This window comes from Acinetobacter sp. FL, assembly GCF_040744925.1.
In the GTDB taxonomy this organism is placed as follows: domain Bacteria; phylum Pseudomonadota; class Gammaproteobacteria; order Pseudomonadales; family Moraxellaceae; genus Acinetobacter; species Acinetobacter radioresistens.
The window spans coordinates 947,823-973,484 of record NZ_CP160437.1 but is presented as its reverse complement, the minus strand read 5'-3'; the positions used below and the strand labels follow the sequence as shown (position 1 = coordinate 973,484).

At 41.1% G+C, this 25,662-nt stretch carries 19 protein-coding genes and 1 pseudogene; 8 read left to right on the top strand and 12 right to left on the bottom strand.

The genetic code is table 11. From position 1 onward, the window contains the following. Positions 1-124: 124 nt before the first annotated feature. Positions 125-769, bottom strand: coding sequence for an RluA family pseudouridine synthase (locus tag ABZP31_RS04430; protein WP_005025287.1), 645 nt, complete (start codon positions 767-769; stop codon positions 125-127). A 106-nt stretch (positions 770-875) separates the two neighbouring features. Continuing rightward, positions 876-1,623: pseudogene (locus tag ABZP31_RS04425) on the bottom strand (acyl carrier protein). Positions 1,624-1,809: 186 nt separating this feature from the next. On the opposite strand from ABZP31_RS04425, the gene ABZP31_RS04420 reads away from it, so the two are divergent. Beyond that, on the top strand, positions 1,810-2,592 hold the full coding sequence (locus tag ABZP31_RS04420) for a hypothetical protein (RefSeq protein WP_151828834.1): 783 nt from the start codon (positions 1,810-1,812) through the stop codon (positions 2,590-2,592). Between the two features lie 105 nt (positions 2,593-2,697). On the opposite strand, the gene hemL is transcribed toward ABZP31_RS04420, so the two are convergent. The 3 genes from hemL to ABZP31_RS04405 form a co-directional block, all read right to left on the bottom strand. Beyond that, positions 2,698-3,999: a glutamate-1-semialdehyde 2,1-aminomutase gene (gene hemL / locus ABZP31_RS04415; RefSeq protein ID WP_075040108.1), complete on the bottom strand. Its 1,302-nt coding sequence runs from the start codon at positions 3,997-3,999 to the stop codon at positions 2,698-2,700. 44 nt (positions 4,000-4,043) lie between these two features. After that, positions 4,044-4,673 (bottom strand): thiamine phosphate synthase, encoded by a 630-nt coding sequence (thiE, locus tag ABZP31_RS04410; RefSeq protein ID WP_248123400.1) that lies wholly within the window; start codon positions 4,671-4,673, stop codon positions 4,044-4,046. Positions 4,674-4,745: 72 nt separating this feature from the next. Continuing rightward, positions 4,746-5,126: a DUF962 domain-containing protein gene (locus ABZP31_RS04405; RefSeq protein ID WP_005025277.1), complete on the bottom strand. Its 381-nt coding sequence runs from the start codon at positions 5,124-5,126 to the stop codon at positions 4,746-4,748. Positions 5,127-5,443: 317 nt separating this feature from the next. Between ABZP31_RS04405 and ABZP31_RS04400 the strand changes: the two genes are divergently transcribed. Continuing rightward, the gene (locus ABZP31_RS04400) at positions 5,444-6,925 is read left to right on the top strand and encodes a CYTH and CHAD domain-containing protein (protein WP_262475703.1); all 1,482 of its coding nucleotides are present in this window, start codon (positions 5,444-5,446) and stop codon (positions 6,923-6,925) included. Between the two features lie 68 nt (positions 6,926-6,993). Here ABZP31_RS04400 and ABZP31_RS04395 read toward each other — a convergent pair whose 3' ends face one another. Further along, a complete protein-coding gene (locus ABZP31_RS04395) occupies positions 6,994-7,626 on the bottom strand; it encodes a hypothetical protein (RefSeq protein ID WP_248131138.1) in 633 nt (210 codons plus the stop codon). Between the two features lie 108 nt (positions 7,627-7,734). Between ABZP31_RS04395 and ABZP31_RS04390 the strand changes: the two genes are divergently transcribed. Together ABZP31_RS04390 and ABZP31_RS04385 are read left to right on the top strand one after the other, a co-directional pair. Continuing rightward, entirely contained in the window at positions 7,735-8,130 is a 396-nt protein-coding gene (locus tag ABZP31_RS04390; protein ID WP_005015077.1) for a DUF3144 domain-containing protein, read from the top strand. A 119-nt stretch (positions 8,131-8,249) separates the two neighbouring features. Next, the gene (locus tag ABZP31_RS04385) at positions 8,250-9,314 is read left to right on the top strand and encodes an amidohydrolase (protein WP_367156922.1); all 1,065 of its coding nucleotides are present in this window, start codon (positions 8,250-8,252) and stop codon (positions 9,312-9,314) included. Between the two features lie 91 nt (positions 9,315-9,405). On the opposite strand, the gene ABZP31_RS04380 is transcribed toward ABZP31_RS04385, so the two are convergent. From ABZP31_RS04380 to ABZP31_RS04370, 3 genes are all read right to left on the bottom strand, one after another. Continuing rightward, on the bottom strand, positions 9,406-12,177 hold the full coding sequence (locus ABZP31_RS04380; protein WP_367156921.1) for a M16 family metallopeptidase: 2,772 nt from the start codon (positions 12,175-12,177) through the stop codon (positions 9,406-9,408). A gap of 153 nt (positions 12,178-12,330) precedes the next feature. Continuing rightward, a complete protein-coding gene (locus ABZP31_RS04375) occupies positions 12,331-13,722 on the bottom strand; it encodes an L-cystine transporter (RefSeq protein ID WP_248133998.1) in 1,392 nt (463 codons plus the stop codon). Between the two features lie 525 nt (positions 13,723-14,247). Further along, positions 14,248-15,075: a PhzF family phenazine biosynthesis protein gene (locus tag ABZP31_RS04370; RefSeq protein ID WP_248133996.1), complete on the bottom strand. Its 828-nt coding sequence runs from the start codon at positions 15,073-15,075 to the stop codon at positions 14,248-14,250. 81 nt (positions 15,076-15,156) lie between these two features. Here ABZP31_RS04370 and ABZP31_RS04365 point away from each other — a divergent pair, with 81 nt between their 5' ends. Continuing rightward, positions 15,157-15,750: a flavin reductase family protein gene (locus ABZP31_RS04365; protein ID WP_248133994.1), complete on the top strand. Its 594-nt coding sequence runs from the start codon at positions 15,157-15,159 to the stop codon at positions 15,748-15,750. Between the two features lie 53 nt (positions 15,751-15,803). Here ABZP31_RS04365 and icd read toward each other — a convergent pair whose 3' ends face one another. After that, positions 15,804-17,060, bottom strand: coding sequence for an NADP-dependent isocitrate dehydrogenase (icd, locus tag ABZP31_RS04360; protein ID WP_248133993.1), 1,257 nt, complete (start codon positions 17,058-17,060; stop codon positions 15,804-15,806). A gap of 191 nt (positions 17,061-17,251) precedes the next feature. Here icd and ABZP31_RS04355 point away from each other — a divergent pair, with 191 nt between their 5' ends. Both ABZP31_RS04355 and ABZP31_RS04350 read left to right on the top strand, forming a co-directional pair. Further along, on the top strand, positions 17,252-18,076 hold the full coding sequence (locus ABZP31_RS04355; RefSeq protein WP_111280729.1) for an rRNA large subunit pseudouridine synthase E: 825 nt from the start codon (positions 17,252-17,254) through the stop codon (positions 18,074-18,076). 333 nt (positions 18,077-18,409) lie between these two features. Beyond that, complete coding sequence (locus ABZP31_RS04350) at positions 18,410-19,426, top strand: ELM1/GtrOC1 family putative glycosyltransferase (RefSeq protein ID WP_005025254.1); 1,017 nt, start codon at positions 18,410-18,412, stop codon at positions 19,424-19,426. A 222-nt stretch (positions 19,427-19,648) separates the two neighbouring features. Here ABZP31_RS04350 and ABZP31_RS04345 read toward each other — a convergent pair whose 3' ends face one another. Together ABZP31_RS04345 and ABZP31_RS04340 are read right to left on the bottom strand one after the other, a co-directional pair. Next, entirely contained in the window at positions 19,649-21,886 is a 2,238-nt protein-coding gene (locus tag ABZP31_RS04345) for an NADP-dependent isocitrate dehydrogenase (protein ID WP_101160877.1), read from the bottom strand. 515 nt (positions 21,887-22,401) lie between these two features. After that, positions 22,402-24,105 (bottom strand): M61 family metallopeptidase, encoded by a 1,704-nt coding sequence (locus tag ABZP31_RS04340; protein ID WP_262475709.1) that lies wholly within the window; start codon positions 24,103-24,105, stop codon positions 22,402-22,404. 180 nt (positions 24,106-24,285) lie between these two features. Here ABZP31_RS04340 and ABZP31_RS04335 point away from each other — a divergent pair, with 180 nt between their 5' ends. Beyond that, positions 24,286-25,599: a D-alanyl-D-alanine carboxypeptidase PBP6B gene (locus tag ABZP31_RS04335; RefSeq protein WP_262475710.1), complete on the top strand. Its 1,314-nt coding sequence runs from the start codon at positions 24,286-24,288 to the stop codon at positions 25,597-25,599. Positions 25,600-25,662: the final 63 nt, after the last annotated feature.

Here is a 25,662-nt window from a genome sequence, read left to right as displayed (position 1 = left end):
ACTACATTTTAAAACTCAAACTCGATAGTTTTTGAGTATGTTTATGTAGTCTTTAAGCAATGTATTTTGGCATAAAGCTCGCCCGAAAGAGAACTCTAATAAATCTCGAAAATATGTATTTTATTTAAAATGGGACCGGGCAATAGAAATTTAAAGCCTCACCGGTCTGCGGATGCGCAAATCCCAGCTGCTCGGCATGCAGGCATAAACGGGGCATCAACTGTTGCTGCTCCAGATCTGCATATAAGGTATCGCCAACAATAGCATGGCCAAGATACTGCATGTGTACACGAAGCTGATGCGAACGACCGGTAACTGGAACCAGTTTGACACGCGTCACCTGCTGACCGTTTATTTCGAATTGCTCAATTGCCTGCCAATGTGTCAATGCTGGCTTATTATGATGAGCATCTGCAATATGCAAAGGCGGATGAGCTGGATCATAAACGACAGGAACATCTATAGTTCCTTCACCTTGCAGATGCCCTGCTACCAGCGCCTGATAGGTTTTCGTTGTCTGGCGTTCCTGAAATTGTCTGGCAATTGAATTTTGTCCACGCCGGGATAAACCGAAAACCAGAATACCCGAGGTATCCCGATCCAGACGATGAATTAAAAGTGTTTTAGGTTCAATTGCGACCAGACGTGTCAGAACGCTGTCAGACAATGCTTCACCTTTACCGGGAACACTGAGTATGCCTGATGGTTTATGAATTACCATAAAGTCTTCATCACGATGAATCAGGTGTTCGGCTAGAAAATTACCCAATGCTTTATTCCGATCGCGAATTTAAAAACAAGCCGGCAATAATAGAAATCTTGGAGAATAATTACAATGCGCATTTAGGCAATTGGTGATGAAATTTCCGATTATGTTAAGAAAACTGCTCAATCAGAGCCAAAATCTTTGCTAACTGCAAAATATAATCGAGCAATTCACTTAGGAAACTATATTTAAATAGATCTGCCTAACAAACGCCCGCATCCTCATGCACACCATATATTTAAGAACCTCATCATGTTAACAGCATTCAAGCCATTATATTTTAAATCAGTCTATGGATTAATCTTCAGCGCCTTCCTTTTGAGCCATTTTGTCTCCAGCGCCTTTACTGTAGCTATAACTTCTCAGCTTGAAACTATATAACTTGATGGAGCACTCAAATCCCAAAGCCGGGTTAAACTATAACTGTTCATATGGTGCAAACCTTCTTTCGAGATATTTTCTATCCATTGAATATGCTGTTCCTGATTAGCCAGCAAGATGGCATCATCTACAATACAGAGTTGATCCGTCACACTTTGCAGATGCGGCAGAATCTGTTTGAGCATCGGTGTTACCTGTCCTGCGAAGACTAACTGGGGATGAGTGGAAGTATATTCACCAAGCTGCTGCATACCTTGTATCAGGTCATCGCCATACAGGTCGACCACAGGAATATTTAAAGTTACAGCCTTATTATTGATTTGAACAAGATTACTCATAAGATCAGTTTTCTGAACCATAGCCTGCATTTTTAAATTATGTAGTCCAACCAGTACCAAAACCGAGCCTGATGATGAAATTTGCCATTTGGCTTGAGATCGGGCAAGCTGGATTTTCTTGGGCATCGCGTACAGCATTAAGGACTCTTTAGAAGAATTAAGCACTCATTATAATAACTGATGGGCCGGATTAGAATTTAGAAATTTCAGATATCAGTTATTTAATAAATTTGAGGATTTTTTACGCTAGTATTATTCAGTTAGAGATCATTATTTTTATGATATAAATCTCTCAAGCAAACAGATTAATTTAAAAATATTATTATGGTCACGCTTTATATTGAAAATAAAAAGGATCCTCTTATAAATGATGAGGCGCAGGAATTAATATGCTTTGCTACTGTTCATGAAGTTAAATCCTGGCAAGCTCTCCTTGATCTATATTTCCAACTTAAAAGACAAAATTCTGTCAAAAAAGTACTTTTTCTTTTAGAAGATATTGGACAATGTGAATACACTTCCATGCATGCGTCCATGGAAGACAGACTATATTTCGATACCACTGAACTTGTTAAAGATGATCTGGACAGTAGTTGGGATAATGTCAAACCCTTTGAGTTTCAATATCATATCCAGCAACTTTTAAAACCTGAACATCTAATAGAGATTAACAGGCTGTATAATAAGTTCAATTATAGTGAGCAGGATTTATCTCTTCTAATTAAAATCAACAAATATCCTGAACAGATTCTAGATGAAATTATTCAAGTAAAACTGGTGGATACTACCAATGAAACTTATAAATTTGCAGCACAACTTAATGGCTACTTTGCTGGTGATTTAAATCCTTTTGAGACCTTTAGCCTGATTCAGCACTTAGATCAAAATTTTGGCTTAGAGTATATAGGTCTAGGCGCAAGTTTATTATTTTTTATTAAAACCACAAGGTTGAATGAAAGCAAAATAGATGAACTTCTGAACGAACTAAAGAAAATTTATCAGTCTAGTCAAATAGGCTATATACAATTAAAACAGCATTTACTCGCTCATCAATATCTTATTTTACCCTACGTAGAGTCGTTAGAAATTTTTGATTTTGACGAATAGATTAAATAAAAAATCTATTATTTCTGCTTTACTGAGAACACACATGAGCAAATAGGTTAAAAAACCCGACCAGAGTCGGGTTGTTCCTGCATAACTTCAAAACTATTAAGCTTTCATTTCTTCAAATGTTTCTTTTGCTGCCTGAATAGTAAAATTTATATCTTCATCACTATGTGCTGCCGAGATAAATCCAGCTTCAAAAGCAGAAGGTGCAAGATTAACACCACGTTTCAACATACCGTGGAAAAACTTTTTAAAAGCTTCTACATCACAGGCCAGCATTGAATCAAAACTGGTGATATCTTCCTGATCAGTAAAGTACAGACCAAACATACCGCCGGCCTGCTGGGTTTTAAAAGGTATACCAATCTCATCTGCGGCTTGCTGTAAACCTGTTAACAGTTTTTCGAGTTTAACTGTAAGATTTTCATAAAAACCCGGTTGGCGTAAATTTTTAAACATTTCAATACCAGCACGCATGGCAAGCGGATTACCAGATAATGTACCAGCCTGATATACCCCACCCAAAGGCGCGATGCATTGCATAATTTCGCGCTTTCCGCCGAAAGCACCTACGGGTAACCCGGCCCCAATAATTTTACCCAGTGTAGTGAGGTCAGGCTTAACATCGTAATAAGCCTGTGCACCACCTAGAGCAACCCGGAAACCTGTCATTACTTCATCAATGATAAATACGGACTTGTATTCATCACAGACATCACGGATTGCTTGCAGGAAACCATCAATAGGCTTAACCAGATTCATATTCCCTGCAACCGGTTCTACAATGACACCAGCAATTTCATGGCCAAATTTTGCAAAACACTCTTTTAAAGCAGCAATATTGTTATAAGGCAGAGTTAAGGTATGTTTGGCAAAATCTGCTGGTACACCTTTAGAGGTCGGCTCGCCTTCCCCTTTGGTTAACAAACCTGAACCTGCTTTTACCAGTAATGAATCCGAATGGCCATGATAACAGCCTTCAAATTTAACAATCTTGTCTCGACCGGTATAACCACGAGCTAAACGGATCGCGGTCATGGTAGCTTCTGTACCTGAGTTGGTCATACGCACCATTTCAATAGATGGCATAATCTCACAGATAATATCTGCCAGTGTAGTTTCATGAACAGTAGGCGCACCAAAACTTAAACCATCCTGAGCGGCATTTTGTACTGCCTGAATAATATCTGGATGTGCATGACCCAGGATCATTGGACCCCATGAGCCTACATAGTCAACATAACGCTTATCATCTTCGTCCCAAAGATAAGCACCTGCAGCTTTTTTAATAAAGACCGGCGTTCCCCCTACACCATTAAATGCACGCACCGGAGAGTTTACGCCACCCGGAATATGTTTACTGGCTTGCTTGAATAACTGCTCTTGCTTTGGAGATAAGCTCATGGAAGGTCTCAACTAATAATCACAATAAAATTAAAATATTCAGCTTATATAGCAGGCTGGGTCTCTGCAAATAAAATAGCCCATGCCTGTACGCGGCCTGGAATTTCTTCGGCCGGCAATGCCAATATATCACTAATGACTGCACAAAGGTCTGCTCCAGCTTGAATCACAGGCTGAGCATTTTCAACCGTTAACCCCCCAATGGCACAAATAGGCAGACTAAACTTCTGGCGTGCCAGCTTTAAAGTTTCCAGCCCGATATTACCTGCTTCAGGTTTGCTGGAAGTCGCATAAATTGCACCAAATGCAATATAGGTTGCCCCATCTGCAGTTGCCTGTTCAGCCAGTTCAATAGAGTTAGCGCAGGTCCGGCCAATGATCATATTTTCTGGTAACTGAGTTTTCGCCTCTATAATTTCACCATCGGTCTGCCCCAAGTGCACGCCTAGACCAAACTGTGCGGCCAGTCTAATATCATCATTAATCACCAAAGGAACCTTATAAAAATCGCATAGGGCTTTAATCCGTTCCACTTCATGGAATTGGTCAGCTTTTTCTACTTTTTTACGACGGTACTGCAATATTTCAATTTGATGAGTGGCTAGCGCAGCCTCCAATTTTTCCAGTAAGAGCTCAATTGGATCATCATTGGTAATGAGATATAGACCGCGCATAAAACCTCACTTTTAAATTTAAATAAAAATATCAATAAAGTATAACAAATTTCAGGCTTTTATCAGCTCTGCTTATGAGTCAATTTTATCGTAGCGGCGATCTTTTAGACTTAAATTACCACGCACGACATCGGCAAACATACGCCAGTCTGAAATAAAGCTGTATAAGGGCTGTTTGAAGCTGGCAGGTTTGTTTTTCTCAAACATAAAATGCCCTACCCAAGCACAAGCATAACCAGCCAGCAAAGCAAGTGGAAGATAACGTTTTTTAGATTTAACCAAACTTACACCGAGCAGTAATAAACCTGTACTGCTCCCAGCTACATGTAGACGTCGGCTCATAATATTACGGTGCTCTGTCAGATAGAACCTGTAAAATTCGTGATAATTACGTATTGGCAGCTGATATTTGATTTCTGTGCTCAGTTCATGGGTTGAATGTGTAGTTGTCATGGAATCATCCTGATACCGGTTATTTATTTTCTTTCACGTTACTGCATTTCTTGAGCAAAATAAAGCTGAGCATTTTGAATTGTAATCTTTATAGATTCAAGATAGCAAAAAGATACAATATGCTTATATATGAATAAAAATAAATTAATATAATCAAATAATTAATAATATTATTTTAAATCCGGAAATTTGGTGGTTTATTTTTTTTATGTCATAGTGAAAATTCATGTTTATAGCTGTTCAGCTGGTAGAGCTGATCTGATTAAAATTTTATATCACTATTTTTTTAGCGTGATTGAGAACTCGGAGACTGTTCAATGCTGGAAATCGAATTAAAATTTCAAATTCCTGAGGCTCAACAAAAATCACTCAAGCAGGCTTTGCAGCCAGATACTGCACAGTCTATTCACCTGCAAGCCAAATACTTTGATACACCAGAACGATTACTTTCTAAAAATGGGATGGCGCTGCGGCTACGCAAGGAAGGTGAAGACTGGGTTCAAACTTTTAAGGCAGCTGGTAAAAATCATCTGCATCGTATTGAAGCAGAAGTTGATCTTGGTATATGTAGTGAAGAGCCTGAACTTCCTGATCTGAACTTTTTTGCAGAACATCCTGAAGCTCAAACTCTTCTGGAAAATACTCTGGGGAACCAAGTAACCGAGCTGGAATTACAGTTTGAAACTGATGTGCAGCGAATCTACCGGATTTTTAACTTTAATAATGCAGAAATTGAAGTATGTCTCGACCAGGGAGAAGTCCGTACCCAAAATGATATCGATGTTATTCACGAAGTTGAATTCGAACTTAAACAGGGCCCTGCTGAAAGCCTGATTCATTTTGCACAAGGCTGGGTCAAGAAATATCAACTCTGGCTCGATGTTAGAAGTAAAGCTGAACGGGGCACGCTACTGGCGCTCGGCCAAAAAGCCTCCAAAGCAGTACATGCCAAGTCTATTGAATTATCGAAAGAAGACAGTACTGATACTGTTTTAAGAAAAATCGTGGCCAACTGTCTCGATCAAATTTTACCAAACCTGGCAGCAGTTGCTGCAGAGGTTGCTGATGCCGAACATACTCATCAGGCGCGTGTAGGTATCCGCAGATTGCGTAGTGCCCTCAAGATTTTTAGTAACTGGTCTGATGCTGTAGACCCTGTCTGGGAAGAAAATCTGAGTAAGCTCTTCAGCCAGCTTGGTTCAGCACGTGACCGCGATGTAGTAGAAGCAGACATTCTGCCTCAGATTGTCCAGGAAGGTTTAAATACTATTGAATTACCCTCAGCATCTGATGATTCAGAACATCCTGCTGGATCAGTAGTACGTTCAGCCATGGTAATGAACACATTGCTCGACCTGATGGCTTTTGCATATACAGGCAGCTCTGCCCATGAAAACCAGCATAAGTCCAATAAAGTAAAGAAAAAGATTAAAAAAAGTTTGGAGAAGATGCATCAGCAGATCGTACATGATGCATCGCAATTTATGCAGCTCGAAGCTGAGGATCGGCATCGTACCCGCAAACGCGCTAAACGCTTACGTTATGGTATTGAATTTGTGAGCAGCTTATATTCTGAAAAAGAGGTTCAGCACTATCTAAAGCAGCTACGTCCGGTGCAGGAGGCTCTCGGGCATTATAATGATCTAATTATTGCAGAAGAGGTTTTCCGTAACGCAGCTGCACAGCAACCTACTGCCTGGTATGCCGCTGGCTGGGTTAAGGCTAGGCAGGAATCTGCTTTACGTGAGGCAGCTCAAGCTCTAGAAAAATTCTGCACTGCTCAAACCTTCTGGTTATAGTCTTGAGATAAATTTTTTTAGGTCATATTGATTTTAAATGCTGCTCAGGATTGGGCAGCATGTATTAACTAGCGATATTTTCCGTAGATTTTCCACACCCCGTTATCAGCCAGTGGATCACTATAGCTGTCACTGCGCTGTTTGCGCGGCTTGTCACGGGCATCTACCAGTTTAAAGTCAGGCTCTACACTCAGCACAATGCCATTTACATAAAACCGGGTACGGGTATATTCACGCTGGCCGTGCTGAAATACATAGGTACGCAGGTCAATAAACTCACGATGTGCTACCAGTGCAGCGGTATCATCACTTTCCAGCCACTCTTTCATAGCGAATACCTGTTCAGGTTCGAACTGGCCACATTTCTCTAGCAGACTGGCAACACCACGAAACGTTTTAGACTCTTTAGCGCGGGTTTTATTAATACGGATCCGGTCTACATGAAAGAAAAAAAGCGGTAAATTTAAATGACTGGGCAGATGAATTGCATCTAAAATTTCATCTTCCATAAAAGGCTGGAACATTTCTTGAGCACGCTCGATTAAGCCTTGCCACTGCTGATAATATTCTGCCACTTCAGATTTTGAACCATAGTAAATAGGCAAACCTTCCACATGTTCCAGGTGATTAGGTGGCCATATATGCTGGCGTAATAAGGCTATGTCACTTTTCAGACTTTGTACAGCAATGGCATCTTGCATGAGTTTACCTCATTCTAGGCTTAGGCTATTTTTAGATTAAGACAAAGGTTCAGTTTCTGCAAGGCTTTGCCTATAATAGAACATTAAATTTTTGAGTTGGAAAATGTCATGTCTCAAAAGATTCAAGCAACGGATGTTACCGAAGAAGAAGTGTTAAATGCTGCTTTCTTTGAACGTGCCGATGAATTTATTAGACAGGCCAATGAATTTTGCCGTCCTCCCAAAGGTGAAAAAGCCAATCCTGCAGAACTTCGTGGTCAGGTTAGTGCGGCCATGTTATTTGCTGCTGCCCGTTTTAACACATGGGTTGCAGCTAACAATTTTAAAGATGGCAACGAGATGCGTGAAGCGAAAGAACAGGTTATGTCCTATCTGATTCAGCAGTTTCAAATGATGCTGGAAGATAACTTTGATGAATATTGCGAACAGTTTGAAAACTATCTGCGTTTTCGTAAAAATGAGGAGTTCCATACTCATAAACATGATCACAAGCATGACCATTGAAATCATTGTTTAGGCCCTGCGGGGCTTTTTTTATGTTTACAGATTTATCTAGAATAAAAAGATGATTCATCATAATCTGTGGTCAGGATATTCAGAAATAAAAACAACATGGAATGATTATGCAAGATCTGGGTTTTAATTTTATTGATTCACATATTCACCAGTGGGATCCACTCAATACTCCACATAGTGCCCGTATGGCAGTTAAAGTTTTTGGTAGGTATCCAGCTGTACTCGACAAAGTTATACGCCTGGTTAAACCTAAAGAACTGATCGAGAGTTTAGGTCAAACTGTCTATGTAACTTCTCCTTACCTCCCCCAGAATTACCAGCAGGATCTTGGTCCCTATCAGGCTGAGCAGGTGGTACATATCGAAGCTCACTGGCATGATGGCCGAGGTAAAGGAGTAGTCAGCGAAACCCGTTTTATTGAATCCTTGCCTTTTGATACAACCCGTACTCAACTGGGTGCCGTTGTGGCAACAGCTGACCCGCGTCAGAGTAATTTTAAAAAGATTCTCAAACTCCATGCAAAGAATTCTTCACGGCTGCGCGGTATACGCCGAATGGGAGCTGTACATGAAGATAAAGGTATTCTGGCATGGGCAGATCAGCCCCATCTTTATACTGATAAAAAATTCTTAAAGGGATTTGAGCAGTTGGCTCAACACCAGCTCAGTTTTGATGCCTGGGTCTACTCTACCCAGCTTCAGGACCTGATTCAGCTGGCACGCCAGTTTCCAGAAACTTCGATTGTTTTAGATCATCTTGGAACACCTGCGGGTATATTTGGAAAAGTCGGAAAAAATACCGGACTGACCCAGACCGGTCGTGACAATATTTTTTATCAATGGCAGGAAGATATTGCAGAACTTGCTACCTGCCCAAATGTTTATACCAAAATGTCCGGACTGATGATGCCGGTTTTAGGACATCAGTTTCATAAAGATAAACGTCTGGCCAGCAAACAGCAAATGATCGATCTGCTTAGTCCAATGATTCTACACGCACTCAAGAGTTTCGGGACTTACCGGGTAATGTTTGGCTCCAATTTTCCCATGGATAAAGTAAGCACCAGTCTGGTTAGTCTGATCGATGCTTATAGTGATATTGTGGCAAGTTATGATGCTAGCGCTTTGAAAAATATTTTTTATGATAATGCACGGCAATTCTACCGTCTGTAAAAAAACAGGCTGGCTTTTAATAGCCAGCCTGCGTATACATTTATATTCTTTAAGATAAAATAAGCCATAACTGGCTTATTTCATATTTCATTTAGGAGCCTTTCTGAGGCTGACCATACTGGTCTGCCATCACTTCAACCAAGTGCTCCGGCTTGATGTATTTACGAATTACTGCATCAATATCAGCTTTATTCAAACCGGCAATAGCCATATCACGCTTTGCACGGCTTTCCATTTTTTTGCCGCGCTCCAGCTGGCTATTTAGCATGGCATGGATATTACGCTCATCTTCCAGTGCAGTAATGCGCTGTTTCATAATATCAGCTTTGGCTGCTTCAAGTTCCTGCTCGGTTACGCCCTGCTTCAGAAGATCATTCAGTACTTTATGTACCGACTGCGACACCTGTGCAGAACGGCCGGCTGTATAATTTGCTTCAATACTTAATCCTCCAACCGCTGCATCCGGATCAAGCTGTAAATCACTACCAAAGCCATAAACCAGTGCATTCTTTTCACGTAGCTCTTGTGCCAGGCGTGATGATAACTGAGAATTGCCCAGAATATGGCTAAAGATGATCAGTGCAGGTGCATCAGGATGGTCCACCCCTACCGGAAAAGTCAGTATGCTCTGGTAGTTGCCAAATTCACGCTGCTCAGAAAGCACATGTACTTTTCGTGCTTGATATACCCTATGTTCAGAGGTCAGCTTTTTATAAGGCTGGCCCCCCTTCCAGTGACCCAGTTCACGCTGCAACAGTTTTTTAGTCTGTTCAGGCTTAAATTCACCAGTAACTGCGACCTGAGCATGGTCCATGGCAAAGAACTGCTGATATAGCTGTTTGACCTGCTCTACTTTGGCTGCCTGTATTTTGGATTTCGCCAGTTCAGGTTCAAAATGATAGCGCAGGTCGCCCGGCTGATAAATTTCAATTAAACGTCCCATAGTTAAAGCAGCAACGGTATCAGGCTCAGTATAAGGCCTGTCCAGAGTAGCGAGAGTTTGTGATTTGATCAGATCAAACTGTGACTGCTCAAATTTGGGTTTCTTCAGCAACTCAATTACAAATCTGAAAAAATCATCAAATTTTTCTTTTTTTGCCTGTATCCGGATCACAATACCGTTTTCATCCGCACTGGCACTGGCCTGGCCTCCGGCTTCTATCGAACGGTCTGCAATGTCTTGTAAACTGTACTGATCTGTTCCTCTTAGTAGCAGATAGGCCATCAGTTCCAGAGTTTCTCCACGGTCAAAAAGCGTTTTCTCATCACCGAATTGCAGGGTAATAGTGGCGTAAGTTTTGTCATCACGAGTAGCGGTTGGAAACAGCGCATATTGCATGCCATTTTTGAGGGTTCCCCGCTGAATTTTCTTTTCAGCTTGATCCAGAAGCTGTTTCGAGTTAGTCAGATACTGGGTAACCTGTTGCTTGTAAACACTGGCGTCAAGCAAGGGTTCAGCTGATACTGCCTGCTGATCAAGTGTTTTTGGCTGCTCGGCAGCCTGCTTTTGTTCCAGTGCCTTCTTCTGTTCTTCTGGTGTAGGCTTGATGTCACCTGAAATCCGGTGTTGCGGTACCAGAAAGCTTTTCAGGGTCTGGTTCAGCTCGGCAGTGTTTAAATTACGCACGGCCTGTAAATCATTGAAATACTGGTTCCAGTTACCCTGACTTGAAACAACATAATCACTGAGCCGTGAACCAATAGCAGTCGCATTGTTCATAATACTGTCTGCCTGATTCTGCATCAGACTTTGAACCCGTTTTAGCTCTGTATCATTGAAATTCTGGTTTTTCTCTACACTGGAAAGCAAAGTATTTTCAACTTTATTTTCATCATGACTTGGCGCATAAATAGCTCCCATAAAGACCAGATTAAAATCCTGATCTAACCAGGTAGTAGACTGGACAGCAGTACTTAATCCGGATTCGACCATACTCTGGTAAAGATGGCCGCTTGGCTGCATGGTGTACAAATATGGTGCCAATGCCAGTGCCGGCTGAATTTTGGTATTTTTTCCATCCATATAAATATGGAACTTGGCCAGATCGCTGCCTTTTCTGACAATAAAATTACGGTTCTTGATCTGGGTCGAGTCCAGTTTTGGCACTTTAACCTGCTCAGGCACTGAACGTGCTGGAATTGGACTGAACTGCTGATCAATCGTTTTTAATATGGCTGCCTTGTCAAATTTTCCGGCAATAACCATGACTGCATTGTTAGGCGCATACCAGGTACGGTAAAAGCGGTTAAGCTCATCCATTCGGATTGATTTAAGTTCTTCTAGATCTCCAATTGGTAATCGCCCAAGATACTGGTTGCCATAAGCAGATTTCCACATTTGGTCCATGAGCACGGCGAAGGGCTGGTCCAGACGGATTTCGCGCTCACGTTTTACAATCTCGATTTCAGAGGGAATAAACTTTTGCTGTAGTACCAGCTTATCCATTCGCTCTGCTTCAAGATACAAAACTTCATTCAGGGCTTTGCTGTCAGGTCGGACAATATTAAGGTAACGAGTAGAGTAATAGTCAGTACTGGCATTTGTCATTAATGTATATTGGTCCAGACGCCGCTGAAACTCCTCACCTTTTACATTTTGAGTACCTTTGAAAGCCAAATGTTCCAAAAGATGAGCCAGCCCTCCTTTTCCTTGCGGATCATTCAGGGAACCGGTCAAATAAATTGTGTTGATATAAACTTTATTTTCTTTATCATTCGGGGCAAGTACAACACGGAAGCCATTGTCCAGTTTGTATTCCTCGATTTTTTGCTGGGATTTAACCAGAATCGGCTGTGCAAATACTGCTGTATTTAAACCGAGAAGACATAATGAGAGAGTAAGAGTCTTAAACCGCGTTAACATAATTATTCCAATTATTTCAGCTCAGTGAAGCTATTTATTCATCATCATAGGTAATGATTGTTATATTTAACAGCCTATTCTAAAAAAATAGCCGCTTATTTCAACGGCTCAGTGTATAGAAAATATGCCTGTAAATATCTTGGTATAGCAATATTAATGATGTGCCAGTTCAATTTCTTCACGGCTATTTAAAATACTTTTATCGGTCTGGCCCATCAGTTGACTAGTAACAATACCGGCTGTCATTGAACCATTTACATTTAATGCAGTCCGGCCCATATCAATTAAAGGCTCGATAGAAATCAGGAGCGCCACCAAAGTTACTGGCAGGCCCATAGCCGGCAATACGATCAGCGCTGCAAAAGTTGCTCCGCCACCCACTCCGGCTACACCGATTGAACTTAAAGTCACAATTCCAACCAGTGATGCGATCCACATCGGATCTAGAGTATTGATTCCTAAAGTTGGTGCGACCATCACTGCCAGCATGGCCGGATATAAACCTGCACAGCCATTTTGACCAATCGTGGCTCCAAAGGAGGCTGAAAAACTAGCAATCGACTCTGGAACGCCCAACCGGCGAGTTTGCGCTTCAATATTCAAAGGAATACTGGCCGCACTTGATCGGCTGGTAAAAGCGAATGTCAGTACAGGTGCTACCTTTTTAAAGAATTTTACTGGAGAAATGCCAGTAAGAAGTAAAATAACAGCATGTACAGCAAACATGATGGCCAAACCCACATATGAGGCTATCAGGAAGCCACCCAGATTTAAAATATCAGCAAGGTTAGAACTGGCTACTACTTTTGTCATTAAAGCAAAAACGCCATACGGTGTTAAAGTCATAACCAAACGTACCAGTTTCATTACCCAAGCCTGCAAAGTCTGAATGGCATTCAGAATTCGCTGGCCTTTTACCACATCATCCTTCATCAGGTTTAATGCAGCCATACCTAAGAATATGGCGAAAATCACCACACTGATAATTGAGGTCGGGTTAGCACCGGTCAACTCGGCAAAAGGATTACTCGGAATAAACGATAAAATCAATTGTGGCACACTTAAATCGGTTAATTTCCCAACGTAATCAGACTGAATAGTATTTAAACGGGCCGTTTCGGCCGCTCCCTGTACCAGGCCCTGAGCAGTTAAACCGAATAGATTGGTTACGAAAACCCCGACTAGGGCCGCAATTAAAGTGGTAAACAATAAGGTTCCAATTGAATAGAAACTGATTTTACCTAATGATGAAGCCTGATGTAATTTTGCCACAGCTCCTAAGATAGAAACAAAGACCAGTGGCATCACGACCATTTGCAAAAACTTCACATAGCCATTGCCCACAATATTAAACCAACTGATAGATTCGGCTAGAACTGGGTGGTTTGCGCCATACACGGCGTGTAATCCGAGTCCAAATATAACCCCCTGAACAAGACCAGCAAGTACTTTTTTAGACAGGCTCCATGTGGTTTTGCGTGTTTGGGCAAGCAAAAATATCAACCCGATAAAGACCACAATATTAATGATTAGGGGTATATTCATTCCCAAACTCCATCTAGTTGCCGGTGCATTCTTTTAAGGTGGCATATTTGACTATAGTCTGTCTCAAACACCTAGCCTTTTTAACAATTTTATAGCATCAAAATTACTACCGATCTGTTTGTAATGCTTAATCATTTTTAAATATATAATTAGCAGTTTAAATGAAGACCAATTTGATGAAAGGATCAAACCGCTATACTTATTTATCTTCCTGATAGTTTTAGTAAATTCTGATGTCATGAATCTACTTAAAGCTCTAGCTGGCTATTTCGGTTTTTTAGATATTAGATTGGAATAAAAATTATAAGCAAATGATTTTAGTCACTATATTAATAACCCATCTATTTTCATGCATTTATTATAGTGCCTATATTTACCCTTTATTTAATCTGTTCAGTCTGCGGTATAAATAAAAGCATTTTTTAATTACTACAGTAAAAATTATTAAACAAGCAAAATATAAAAATAAAAGGTTCCCGAGGCCGAGAACCTTGAATGATAATTTCCAGGTTGAAAAGTATATCTCTAGTCTAAAAAGATTTCTGCAACCATATATAGCTTCGCATAACCAGAAATTTCTATACGTTGATTATCTTTTAAATCACAGTACAGTAATCCGCCGCGAGCAGAAGCCTGATAGGCAACCAGTTGCCGTTTTGAAAGTTTATCGGCCCAGAGTGGAGCAAGACCAGTATGCATGGAACCTGTTACAGGGTCTTCATCAATCCCTTTATGCGGTGCAAAATAACGAGCAATGTAATCATAATGCTGTGCCTTGCTGGTAATGGAAATATCAAGGTCAGCGGCAGTGATTGCTGTGCTGCGCTGATAGGCTGCTGCCAATTCTTTAATTTTATTAAAATCTGGTTTTGCATCACGTACAGCCTGTTCAGATTCACAGACCAAAATAAAAGCTTGCTGGTTTACATAAACTTCATTAAAAGGGCAATCTACTACCTCATTTAACAAGACAGGATAATCTGGCAAGGGCTCAGGTACACGTACTGGAAAATTCATGGTGATTTTGCCATCTTGTCCTTGTGTGACAATAAAGACTCCTAGGTCTTTTACATGAAAATGAATCGTTTTTGTGGTGGTAAAATCTTTAAAAAGAACAAAACTGCTGGCTAAGGTAGCATGACCACAGAAATCCACTTCAACACTTGGAGTAAACCAGCGAATCTCATAATTTTCATCATTTATTATTTTGACGAAGGCAGTTTCTGAAAGGTTGTTCTCCAATGCAATGTTTTGCATAATCTTATCATCTAACCACTCTTCACATACAAGCACAGCAGCCGGATTTCCCTTAAAAAGTTCTGTGCTAAAAGCATCAACCTGATACATTTTCATAAGATTTTTCCTACGTTCTTTGCTCTGTATCTTAAGACTTTTTCTGCTAGGCTGGGCAAAATTGTTTTACTGAGAATGCAGATGTTAAATCCACACATTCAACATGTTCCCCTAGAGAAAGCTTATCGTCTGCTGACACATGGTCCTACTGTTTTAGTCTCGAGTAAAGACCATAAAGAGACAGATGTGATGGCTGCTGCATGGGCATGTGCACTTGAGTTCGATCCAGCCAAAGTGACTGTAGTGCTGAATAAAAGTACAAAAACCCGGCAGCTTATTGAGAATTCGGGTTATTTCGCCTTACAGATTCCCACTCTTAAACAACTGGAACTCGTATACAAACTCGGCACTACCAGCAAGATGACTGAACCTAATAAGCTGGAGATTTGTCAGGTTAAGCTGTTCCAGTTCGAAAACTCCGATCTTCCCGTGGTTGCAGACTGTTCAGCATGGTTACTATGTGAATTAATTCCGGAACCCCATATCCAGCAGGCACATGATCTGTTTATTGGAAAGGTTATTGCAGCCTATGCAGATAATAGGGTTTTCAGTCAGGGCCGCTGGCACTTTGAAGATGCAAATAAAGAGTGGCGAACCATTCATCATGTAGCAGGAGGACACTTTTATAGTATCGGTAAAGCAGTCTCTGTAGAAGAAGCAAATCTGGAGTTATAGATTTCTAGTAAAAACCCGCGATTGTCGCGGGTTTTTATTGGGGAAAATAGAAATTACTCGCCCATATTTTCAATAATTGCCTGCCCGAATTCAGAACAGCGCAGAAGTGTTGCATTTGGCATTAGACGCTCAAAGTCATAAGTCACAGTCTTGGCCGCAATAGCGCCAGCAATTCCTTTAATAATCAGATCAGCAGCTTCTGTCCAGCCCATATCTCGCAGCATCATCTCAGCAGAAAGAATGATTGAACCCGGGTTGACTTTATCCTGTCCGGCATATTTAGGCGCAGTACCATGAGTCGCTTCATATACTTGAATTGCCCCACCGATATTTGCACCCGGCGCAATACCAATGCCTCCAACTTCTGCTGCAAGTGCATCAGAAATGTAGTCCCCATTCAGGTTTAGCGTAGCAATCACAGAATAATCTGCCGGACGCATTAAGATCTGTTGCAGGAATGCATCAGCGATGACATCTTTAATAATAATATTTTTACCAGTCTTAGGATTCTTAATTTTAACCCACGGACCACCATCTAGCAGTTCACCACCAAAGCGCTCAAGTGCAACTTCATAGCCCCACTCTTTAAATGCACCTTCAGTATATTTCATGATATTACCCTTGTGCACAAGCGTTACACTCGGTTTATCATTATCAATTGCAAACTGAATAGCCTTACGTACCAGACGCTGCGTACCTTCTTTAGAAACAGGCTTAATACCGATACCACAATTTTCTTCAAAACGGATCTTGGTTACACCCATTTCTTCTTTTAAAAACTTTATAACTTTTTTAGCTTCCGGAGAACCGGCTTTCCACTCGATTCCGGCATAGATATCTTCCGAGTTCTCACGGAAGATCACCATATCTGTTAATTCAGGATGCTGGACAGGTGAAGGTACTCCTTCGAACCAGCGTACTGGACGTACACAGACATACAGGTCCAGTTCCTGGCGTAATGCGACGTTTAGTGAGCGGATCCCGCCACCAACCGGCGTGGTTAAAGGGCCTTTAATTGAGACAACAAATTCACGCAGGGCTTCGAATGTTTCTTCAGGCATATAGGTGCCGTAAATTTTATTGGCTTTTTCACCGCAATATACTTCCATCCACTCGATCGAACGTTTGCCACCATAAGCTTTTAAAACCGCAGCATCTACCACTGCTTTCATTGCTGGTGTAATATCCACACCAATACCGTCACCCTCAATGAAAGGAATGATCGGATGGTTTGGTACATTCAGTGACAGGTCTGCATTGACTGTAATTTTATTACCATCTGCAGGAACTACGATCTTCTGATAACCCATTGTGCAGGTTCTCCCTTATGTAGCTGACGAATAAAATGTATGCCACGCAGGCACACTCTTCAACTTTCCTTACATGATATACTTTAATCGATCTTAGGGCTTGGTTGAGATTTATACGAGAAATAACAACATTTCTCTATTAAATAAAACGTCGTTATTTTTTGTTGTATACACTGAAGTTGAAATTCCGTATGAAAATTATCATTTTTAATAAGCCTTATGATGTGCTTTCACAGTTTCGTGAAGACTCTAAGCATTTAACACTCTCCCATTTTATTCATGATCCTGAATTACGGCTGGCTGGTCGTTTAGACTTGGACTCAGAAGGTTTAATGTTTCTCACCGATCATGGCGGTTTGAATCAGTTCATTACTAATCCCAAGAATAAAAAGTTTAAAACCTATCTGGCACAAGTTGATGGCGATATTACAGAAGAAGCTCTCGAGCAGTTACGTCAAGGGGTCGAACTGGCAGATGGTATGACTTTACCGGCCAAAGCCCGTAAGGTTGAGCAGCCGGAATGGTTATGGGACCGCGATCCTCCTGTGCGCTTTCGTGCCAGCATTCCTACTAGCTGGGTTGAGCTGCAAATCTGTGAAGGCCGAAACCGGCAGGTGCGCCGTATGACAGCTGCAGTAGGCTTTCCGACTTTACGTCTGATTCGTACACAAATTGGCACTATTGACTTGGTAAAACTTGGTCTCCAACCAGGTGAGCAGGTTGAAATTGAGCCTCTGCTTTATCCGGACTTTAAAGATGTGCCTGCAGATAAGCCTTATACAGGCCGCAGTGCACCACGTAATGCAGCAAAAAAGCCCTTTGAACAGAAAGATGGCAAGTCCAAATTTAATAAAGAACAGCCTAAAGACAAAGGTGCAAACAAAGCAGGTAAAAAGTTACCATCCGGCGGAACAAAACGCGTATGGCAAACAGAAGAAGGTGAGGCTAAGCCACGTCGCAAGACTAATGGGACTACCCGTCCAGGAAAAATTCGTCGATCTAACCGCTTTGGTTAATTAGAGTTAAGAGCAGTTGAAGAATCATATAATTCTCTGCTCTTTTTCAATTTTATAAATTATTTTAGAAACTGTATTTTTATAGCCCTACTCTATAGAAATTTCTTGTTGAAACATATCACTGCTATAGACATGGAGCATAATAATAAAGGCTGAGCTACATATATATGCAGTACTTACAAAAGGCTGGATTGCTGCAATCTAAAACTCTTAAAATTGTAATTTGAGATACAATAGTCTGTTAAATCTGACATTTATATAAATTTTTCCTGCATCTAGCTACCATTTTTTTGTTTATTCTGTGCTCAATAGATTAATCACAGGATAGAACGGATGATCAGAGAACTTTCGAGCCAATCCCAAATTTTGGTAGTGCATGATGGTCATACTGGTCATTTAAACCCCTCTCTTGCAATTGGAGAGATTCTTGAACAACAGTTTAGAAATTCTTATGAAACCTTAAAAGTTCCAGTAAATCTGGGCAACTCTATGGTCAGTCTATTAAAGCGCCTTTCTTGGTTTCCTAGATTATTTCGTGTAATGGCAAAGCTAATATTTGGTGCTGCCCCAGTGCATATTGCCCAGTATCGGTTGATTGTGTGTTCAGGTATGTCCAATCTGCTGTATTCAGCTTATCTGTCGCAAGAGTTCGATATCCCTTTAGCATTTTCAGGTGATATAGGTAGTTTTAATGAACACTTAATTCACTGGACTATTAGCGCATTGGCTCAACCTACTCAGGTTGAACAGATTATTTTACCTACACTTCCGGTCAGAAAAAAATTTATTGAACTCCGTGCCCAACCTCACTGTGGTGAGGCAAGTTTGCTATTGGGCGGCCCTACCCACGAATATCCCTTTACACAAGCAGACTATCTTAACATTATCCGTCATTTTGATTTTTTTGTGGAGGCTTATAATATCCAGGGTTATATTGTTTGCTCGAGGCGTACGCCTGCCTTTAATAGCCGAATTAAAAAATATCTCAAGACCTCAGGACTAAAATTTGTGTCTATAAACGACACTACACCAATTGAACATCTGGTTGCGAGAAGCAAATATATTTTTGTGACTGAAGATAGTAGTACCATGCTTTCTGAAGCAATTCAGAGCGGTCGGATTGTACGGTCAGTCTGCCTGAATCCCGAACACAACAACTTGTTGATTGAAAAGTATTTACACAATCATCTTATACAGCGCCAGCCAGCAAATCAGCCCTTTTATACAGATGAACGTTTTCCCTATATTGCCGATCTAGATCTGATCCGCCCACTAGGTAGTCATTTCCGCAATTATTTATTATTTGATGATCATTATGCGCCTTATGATCTGCGCAGGAAATTTGCTTAAAGATAATTTACAGACTTAAGCATTTAGGGAATAAAGATAGGAGTAATAATGCTTAGAGTTCTATCTTGTAAATCTGATTAAAAGACAAGCTAGAAATAACAGTGATATCCTTAGCATATAAAAAATTCATTCTATAAAAGTTTTTTTAGTGTTTGATTAAAAAAGCCAGTGCATGTGCACTGGCTTTTTTATTACCGGCAGGTTATCCGGCTTTATACAATGTTAAATAGCAACGCTCGAAATTACATTATTGAATGTGGTACTTGGACGCATTACCGCATTTACTTTTGCCTGATCAATAGCGTAATAGCCACCAATATCAGCTGGTTGACCCTGCACTTGCGCAAGCTCGGCAATAATCTTCTCTTCATTTTCAGCTAAAGCTTGGGCCAGTGGAGCAAATTTTGCTTTAAGTTCAGCATCTTCATCCTGTGCAGCAAGTGCCTGAGCCCAATATAGTGATAAATAGAAGTGACTACCACGGTTATCCAGTTCACCAGTACGACGTGATGGAGATTTATCGTTGTCGAGCAGTTTACCAGTAGCTTCATCAAGTGTTCTGGCTAACAGCTTGGCACGGTCGTTACCTTCCTTGATTCCCATTTCTTCTAAAGAAACCGCCAGTGCCAAGAATTCACCTAAAGAATCCCAGCGTAAGTGGTTTTCTTCAACTAACTGCTGAACATGTTTTGGTGCAGAACCGCCAGCACCCGTTTCATACATGCCGCCACCAGCCATTAATGGCACGATAGACAGCATTTTCGCTGATGTACCCAGTTCCATAATCGGGAACAGGTCAGTCAGGTAGTCACGTAAAATATTACCTGTTACTGAAATAGTATCCAGACCGCGAGCTACGCGCTCAAGCGTATAACGCATTGCACGTACTTGAGACATGATCTGGATATCCAGACCAGTCGTATCATGATCTTTTAAGTATTTCTGTACTTTCTTGATCAGCTCATTTTCATGTGGACGGTATGGGTCAAGCCAGAAGATAGCCGGCATACCTGAGTTACGTGCACGATTTACAGCCAGTTTTACCCAGTCACGGATTGGCGCATCTTTCACTTGGCACATACGCCAGATATCACCTTTTTCCACATTTTGAGACATCAGCACTTCACCCGTTTCAAGATCAGTGATGTTCGCAATACCCGCTTCAGGAATCTCGAATGTCTTGTCGTGGGAACCGTATTCTTCAGCTTTTTGCGCCATCAGTCCAACGTTAGGTACCGTACCCATCGTACGTGGATCGAAATTACCATTCCACTTACAGAAATTAATCATTTCCTGATAGATACGTGCAAAAGTCGATTCAGGCATTACTGCTTTACAGTCATAAGGTTTGCCATCAGCGCCCCACATTTTACCGCCACCGCGGATCATTGCCGGCATAGAAGCATCAACAATGACATCATTTGGTGAGTGGAAGTTAGTGATCCCTTTTGCAGAATCAACCATCGCAAGCGCTGGACGGTGCTCTTGACAAGCATGCAGGTCAGCAATAATTTCTTCACGTACAGAGGTTGGTAAAGTTTCAATTTTCTCGTAAAGACCGGCCATACCGTTGTTAACGTTAATGCCTAGCTCGTCAAACAGTTTACCGTGCTTTTCGAATGCATCTTTGTAGTAAATACGCACACAGTGACCGAATACGATCGGGTGTGATACTTTCATCATGGTCGCTTTTACGTGTAAAGAGAACAGGATGCCAGCTTCTTTACAATCATCTAATTCTTTTTCATAGAAGTCACAAAGCGCTTTTTTGCTCATGAACATTGAGTCGATGATTTCGCCATCTTGAAGCGCTACTTTTGGCTTCAGAACAATTGTTTCACCAGACTTGGTGATCAATTCCATTTTTACATTACGCGCACGGTCAAGTGTCATTGACTTTTCGCCGTGGTAGAAGTCCCCTTCCTGCATATGTGAAACATGGGTTTGTGACCAAGGCTTCCATTCACCCATAGAGTGCGGATGTTTTTTCGCATAGTTTTTGACTGCAGCTGGTGCACGACGGTCAGAGTTACCTTCACGTAGTACAGGGTTTACTGCAGAACCCAAACATTTACTATAACGTACCTTAATTGCTTTTTCTTCTTCGGTTACCGGGTTTTCTGGATAATCCGGAATTGCATAACCTTTTGATTGAAGCTCTTTGATACACGAGATCAACTGCGCAACAGAGGCACTGATATTTGGAAGCTTGATAATATTAGTATCTGGATCTTGGGTAAGACGACCTAGCTCTGCAAGATTGTCTACTACCTTCTGCTCTTCACTGAGGTAGTCCGAGAATTCAGCGAGCACGCGTGCAGCCACAGAAATGTCAGTTTTAACAACTTTAACACCGGCCGGCTTAGTAAAGGTCTCAATGATCGGCAGTAGCGAATAGGTCGCCAGCAGTGGCGCCTCGTCAGTCAGTGTGTAAATGATAGTTGACTTTCCACCAGCCATATATAGCCCCTTGCGTTGGATTGAGTGTTTAAGGATTGAGCTTTTGGCCCTGCCCCTTAAACCGAAATGCTTAAATGAACCTTGAGAGTATCAGCCCTCATGACCTTTCAGTCAACGCAAGATCTTGTGATAACGACATTTCAATACGAAATAGTAGTGTATAGCTTAAAAGCTTTACCATGGAATACTGTTAGTTTAGATAAAATATAATATTATCCTCCCAAACACCGACTACTTTTTATACAATTCATCAAAACTGTTATTTCGCCAAGAAATACTATTAAGTTAAGTTGCTTACAAGCTACAGCAAATATATTACCGCTTGGTACCTAAACTCTATTTATAAAATGATGAGCTATTTCTTATAGTTTATATCAAGCAAATCCTATTTTAAGATTTGCTCTACTAAACAATAAGTTCACTCTATAAGATAAAACGAACTATATCTAATTTTAAAATTACAGAATATAAAAAACCGGTACATGAGTACCGGTTCAAGTGATATGTAGCACTTGTTAGGCATTTAACCAAGTTTCAATCTTGGCTTGATTATCTACTTTTAGCTCTACAGTAGTTAGATCTGTAGAACCACCTTGCACTTCAAACTGCATCAGTTCATCACGACGGAAAGCAAGCAAGCTATAATTTCCTTGCTGTTTTGCATATTTTTCAATCAGTTTAGTGGTGGCTTTTAGACCATCAATTGCAATAATAATATCATGGGCAGAAAGTCCTGCTTTTGAACCGACTCCATCACGGCGTACAGTCTGCACAACCACCCCCTCGGCTTTATCTGCCAGTTTTAAACCAAATGGTAGAGACTTGTCATTTTTCAAACTGTAACTAAGACCAAACTCCGGCAAGAGCTGCTCAAGTGGCAATTCATCAGTCGTGTTAATCAGATAATTAATCTGTTCAATCCACTTATCACCAGTCAACTGCTCGCACAAATCATAAATAGTACGTTCATTTACCTGTATGCCGTTTTGAGTGTTTTCATACAATTTTCGCATTAAAGCGTCGAGGCTCGAACCACGTAAACGCAGGCCCAGATCCAAACATAGTGCTACCAGGCAGCCTTTGTTGTAATAGCTGGTGCCCGCATTGTTTGAATTTTCATCCTGACGATAAAATTTCACCCAGGCATCAAAACTTGACTCTGCTACGGTCTGCACAAAACGGCCCGGATTTTGTAAATAGCGATCTATCTGGGCTTTGAGTAATTCTAAATAGGATTCCTGCTTGATTACGCCGCTACGCAATAAAATGAGATCGTCATAATAAGAAGTGAAGCCTTCAAAAATCCATAACAGTGAAGTGTAACCTTCCTTGTTCAGATCATAGTCAGCAAAGTTTTCTGGACGTATAAATTTGACCAGCCATGAATGAAAATATTCATGGCTGCACAGTCCTAAAAAGCGCTGATAATCCTTGGAGGGTTCTTCAGGCTCATCAGCCTTAGGCAAATCATCACGTGGAGTAATCAAACTGGTACTGTTCGGATGTTCAAGACCACCATAACTGTTACCTGTAGCCATGGTCATAAAGGTATAATGTTCAAACGGCGCTGAGCCAAACATGGAAATTTCTGTCGCACAGATTTTTTCAATATCCTGCTGCATGCGCTCAACATTCAATGCATGTTTGCCGGATACCACAAACTCATGTGGAATACCTTGTGCTTTAAAGCTGAAACGGGTCTGCTCTGCCAGTTCAAATGGCGCATCAATAAGCTCCATATAATTCTTGGCTTTTAAGGTATAACGGCCTCGAACCAGTGTCTTAGAGCTTAAAGCGGTGGCAAGCTGAAAGTGTTTCAACTCTTCCGGTAAAAATACCTCAGCCTCAATGGCTGTGTCTTCTTGCCCCTCCAGCCCCAGACAAACACAGGCCGGATTTACGTAAAGATGGGTTTGGTCAACATAAGCTCCGCGGACTGAAAGATCATAGGCATACACATCATATTCAACCGTAATCAGCTCATGGTCTGTATTAAACAGGCGCCATTTATTTTTTTCAGTCTTACTGATGTTTAAAATCCGGCCTGCTTCATCATAGGCTTTCACTGCTTCGATATGCTTTGAGAACTCACGAATCAAATAACTGCCCGGAATCCAGGTCGGTAACCACAGGACCTGATTTGGATTGGCCAAGAAGCGTAAAGTTACGTGAATCAGGTGCTGGCGATAGTCATCGAACTCGATTTGATAATGCAACATAAGTCGTAATAAAAGATCAACAGAAAGAAATTAGCATTTAGCTTAGCATTTTTTTACAAAGTGATGCGGATAAGTCTTATTTGTCCTTAAAAGTCGCTAGCATTCAGAAAAAAAAAGGCATAGCATGCCTGTGTTTTTCGCATCATCTGCGATCAATCCGGCATATAAAGGTACTTCCCGTTGAGAATATTTGCTTACCTCTTTATTTTATTTAGCTTGTGCTGTGCCAGTCTGGCAAACGCCCGCCTGCTTCAGGTGGTCCCTGAATCAGTTGAAGCCGCAGCCTGGAGCATTCTGGACCCGCAGTCGGGACAGATAATTGCCGAATATAATAGTGAGGTACAGCGCTCACCCGCTTCACTTACCAAGATGATGGTGGCTTATATTGCCCTCAAGGAAATTAAGAACGGGAAACTGAATCGAAATGAAATTCTGACTGCGACCCCGGTGGTAAAAATGGTCATGTGGGATGAATCCCAGATGTATCTGAAGGAAGGCGAGCAGATTTCAGTTGATCAGCTTCTGGCTGGTCTTATTGTGATGTCAGCCAATGATGCTGCGGTGACTTTAGCAGAGCGAATTTCTGGAAATGTGCCTGCATTCATTGAACGCATGAATCAGGAAGCTCAAAAGCTTGGAATGAAAAATACTCATTTTACCAATCCGGCTGGCATTACTATGGATGGGCATTATTCAACTGCGCATGATCTGGCACTGCTGGGTCAGGCACTGGTAAACGACACACCGGATTATCTAAATTACTCCAAACAGCAGAGCTTTACCTATAACAATCATTTTCATCGTGCTACCAATCTGTTACTCAAGCAGGATGCAACAGTAGACGGACTAAAAACCGGTTTTACCAAAGCTGCGGGTTATAACCTTGCGCTTACAGCCAGTCGCCCTACCATGAATGCAGATTTACCTAACCGCCGCCTGATTGTGGTAGTTATGGGTACAACCAGTGCTGTAAAACGTGCCGAGGTAGCTTATAAGTTGCTGAATCTGGGTTACGCATATACGCGAGATGAAGTTGCGATCAAAGACAAACAACTACTCGGTGAACTGCCGGTAGTCAAGTCAACCTTAAAAATGTTTAAGGTAAAATCAGCCCAACCGAAGATTATAACGACCTCTTTATATAACCAGCCTTATGCAATTGACCTACAGACTTTTGATAATGCAACCCAGCGTATTATGCTTAATACGGGTAATGGTATATTGCAAACCATCGAACCCTTGCAGACGACCAACACTCATATCAATATTGAACTGAATACCAAGCAGTTAACTGCCCCGTTAATGCAGGTCATGAAACTTGCAACTGTGCATGTCTATCAAAACAACCAGCTGATCAGCACATTTGATATTGAAAATGAAGTGCATATTGAAGAAGCTAATTTTTTTCAGAGAATCTTTTTATGGCTGGTCAGCTTATTTCCGTTTATGAGTAATGATGAGATGAAAACTGCACCAGAAGTATTTAATTCTTAACTGTTAAAATCTATAAAGCCATATAAATATAACAAAGAATCAATCAGGAAGATGGCATAGTTT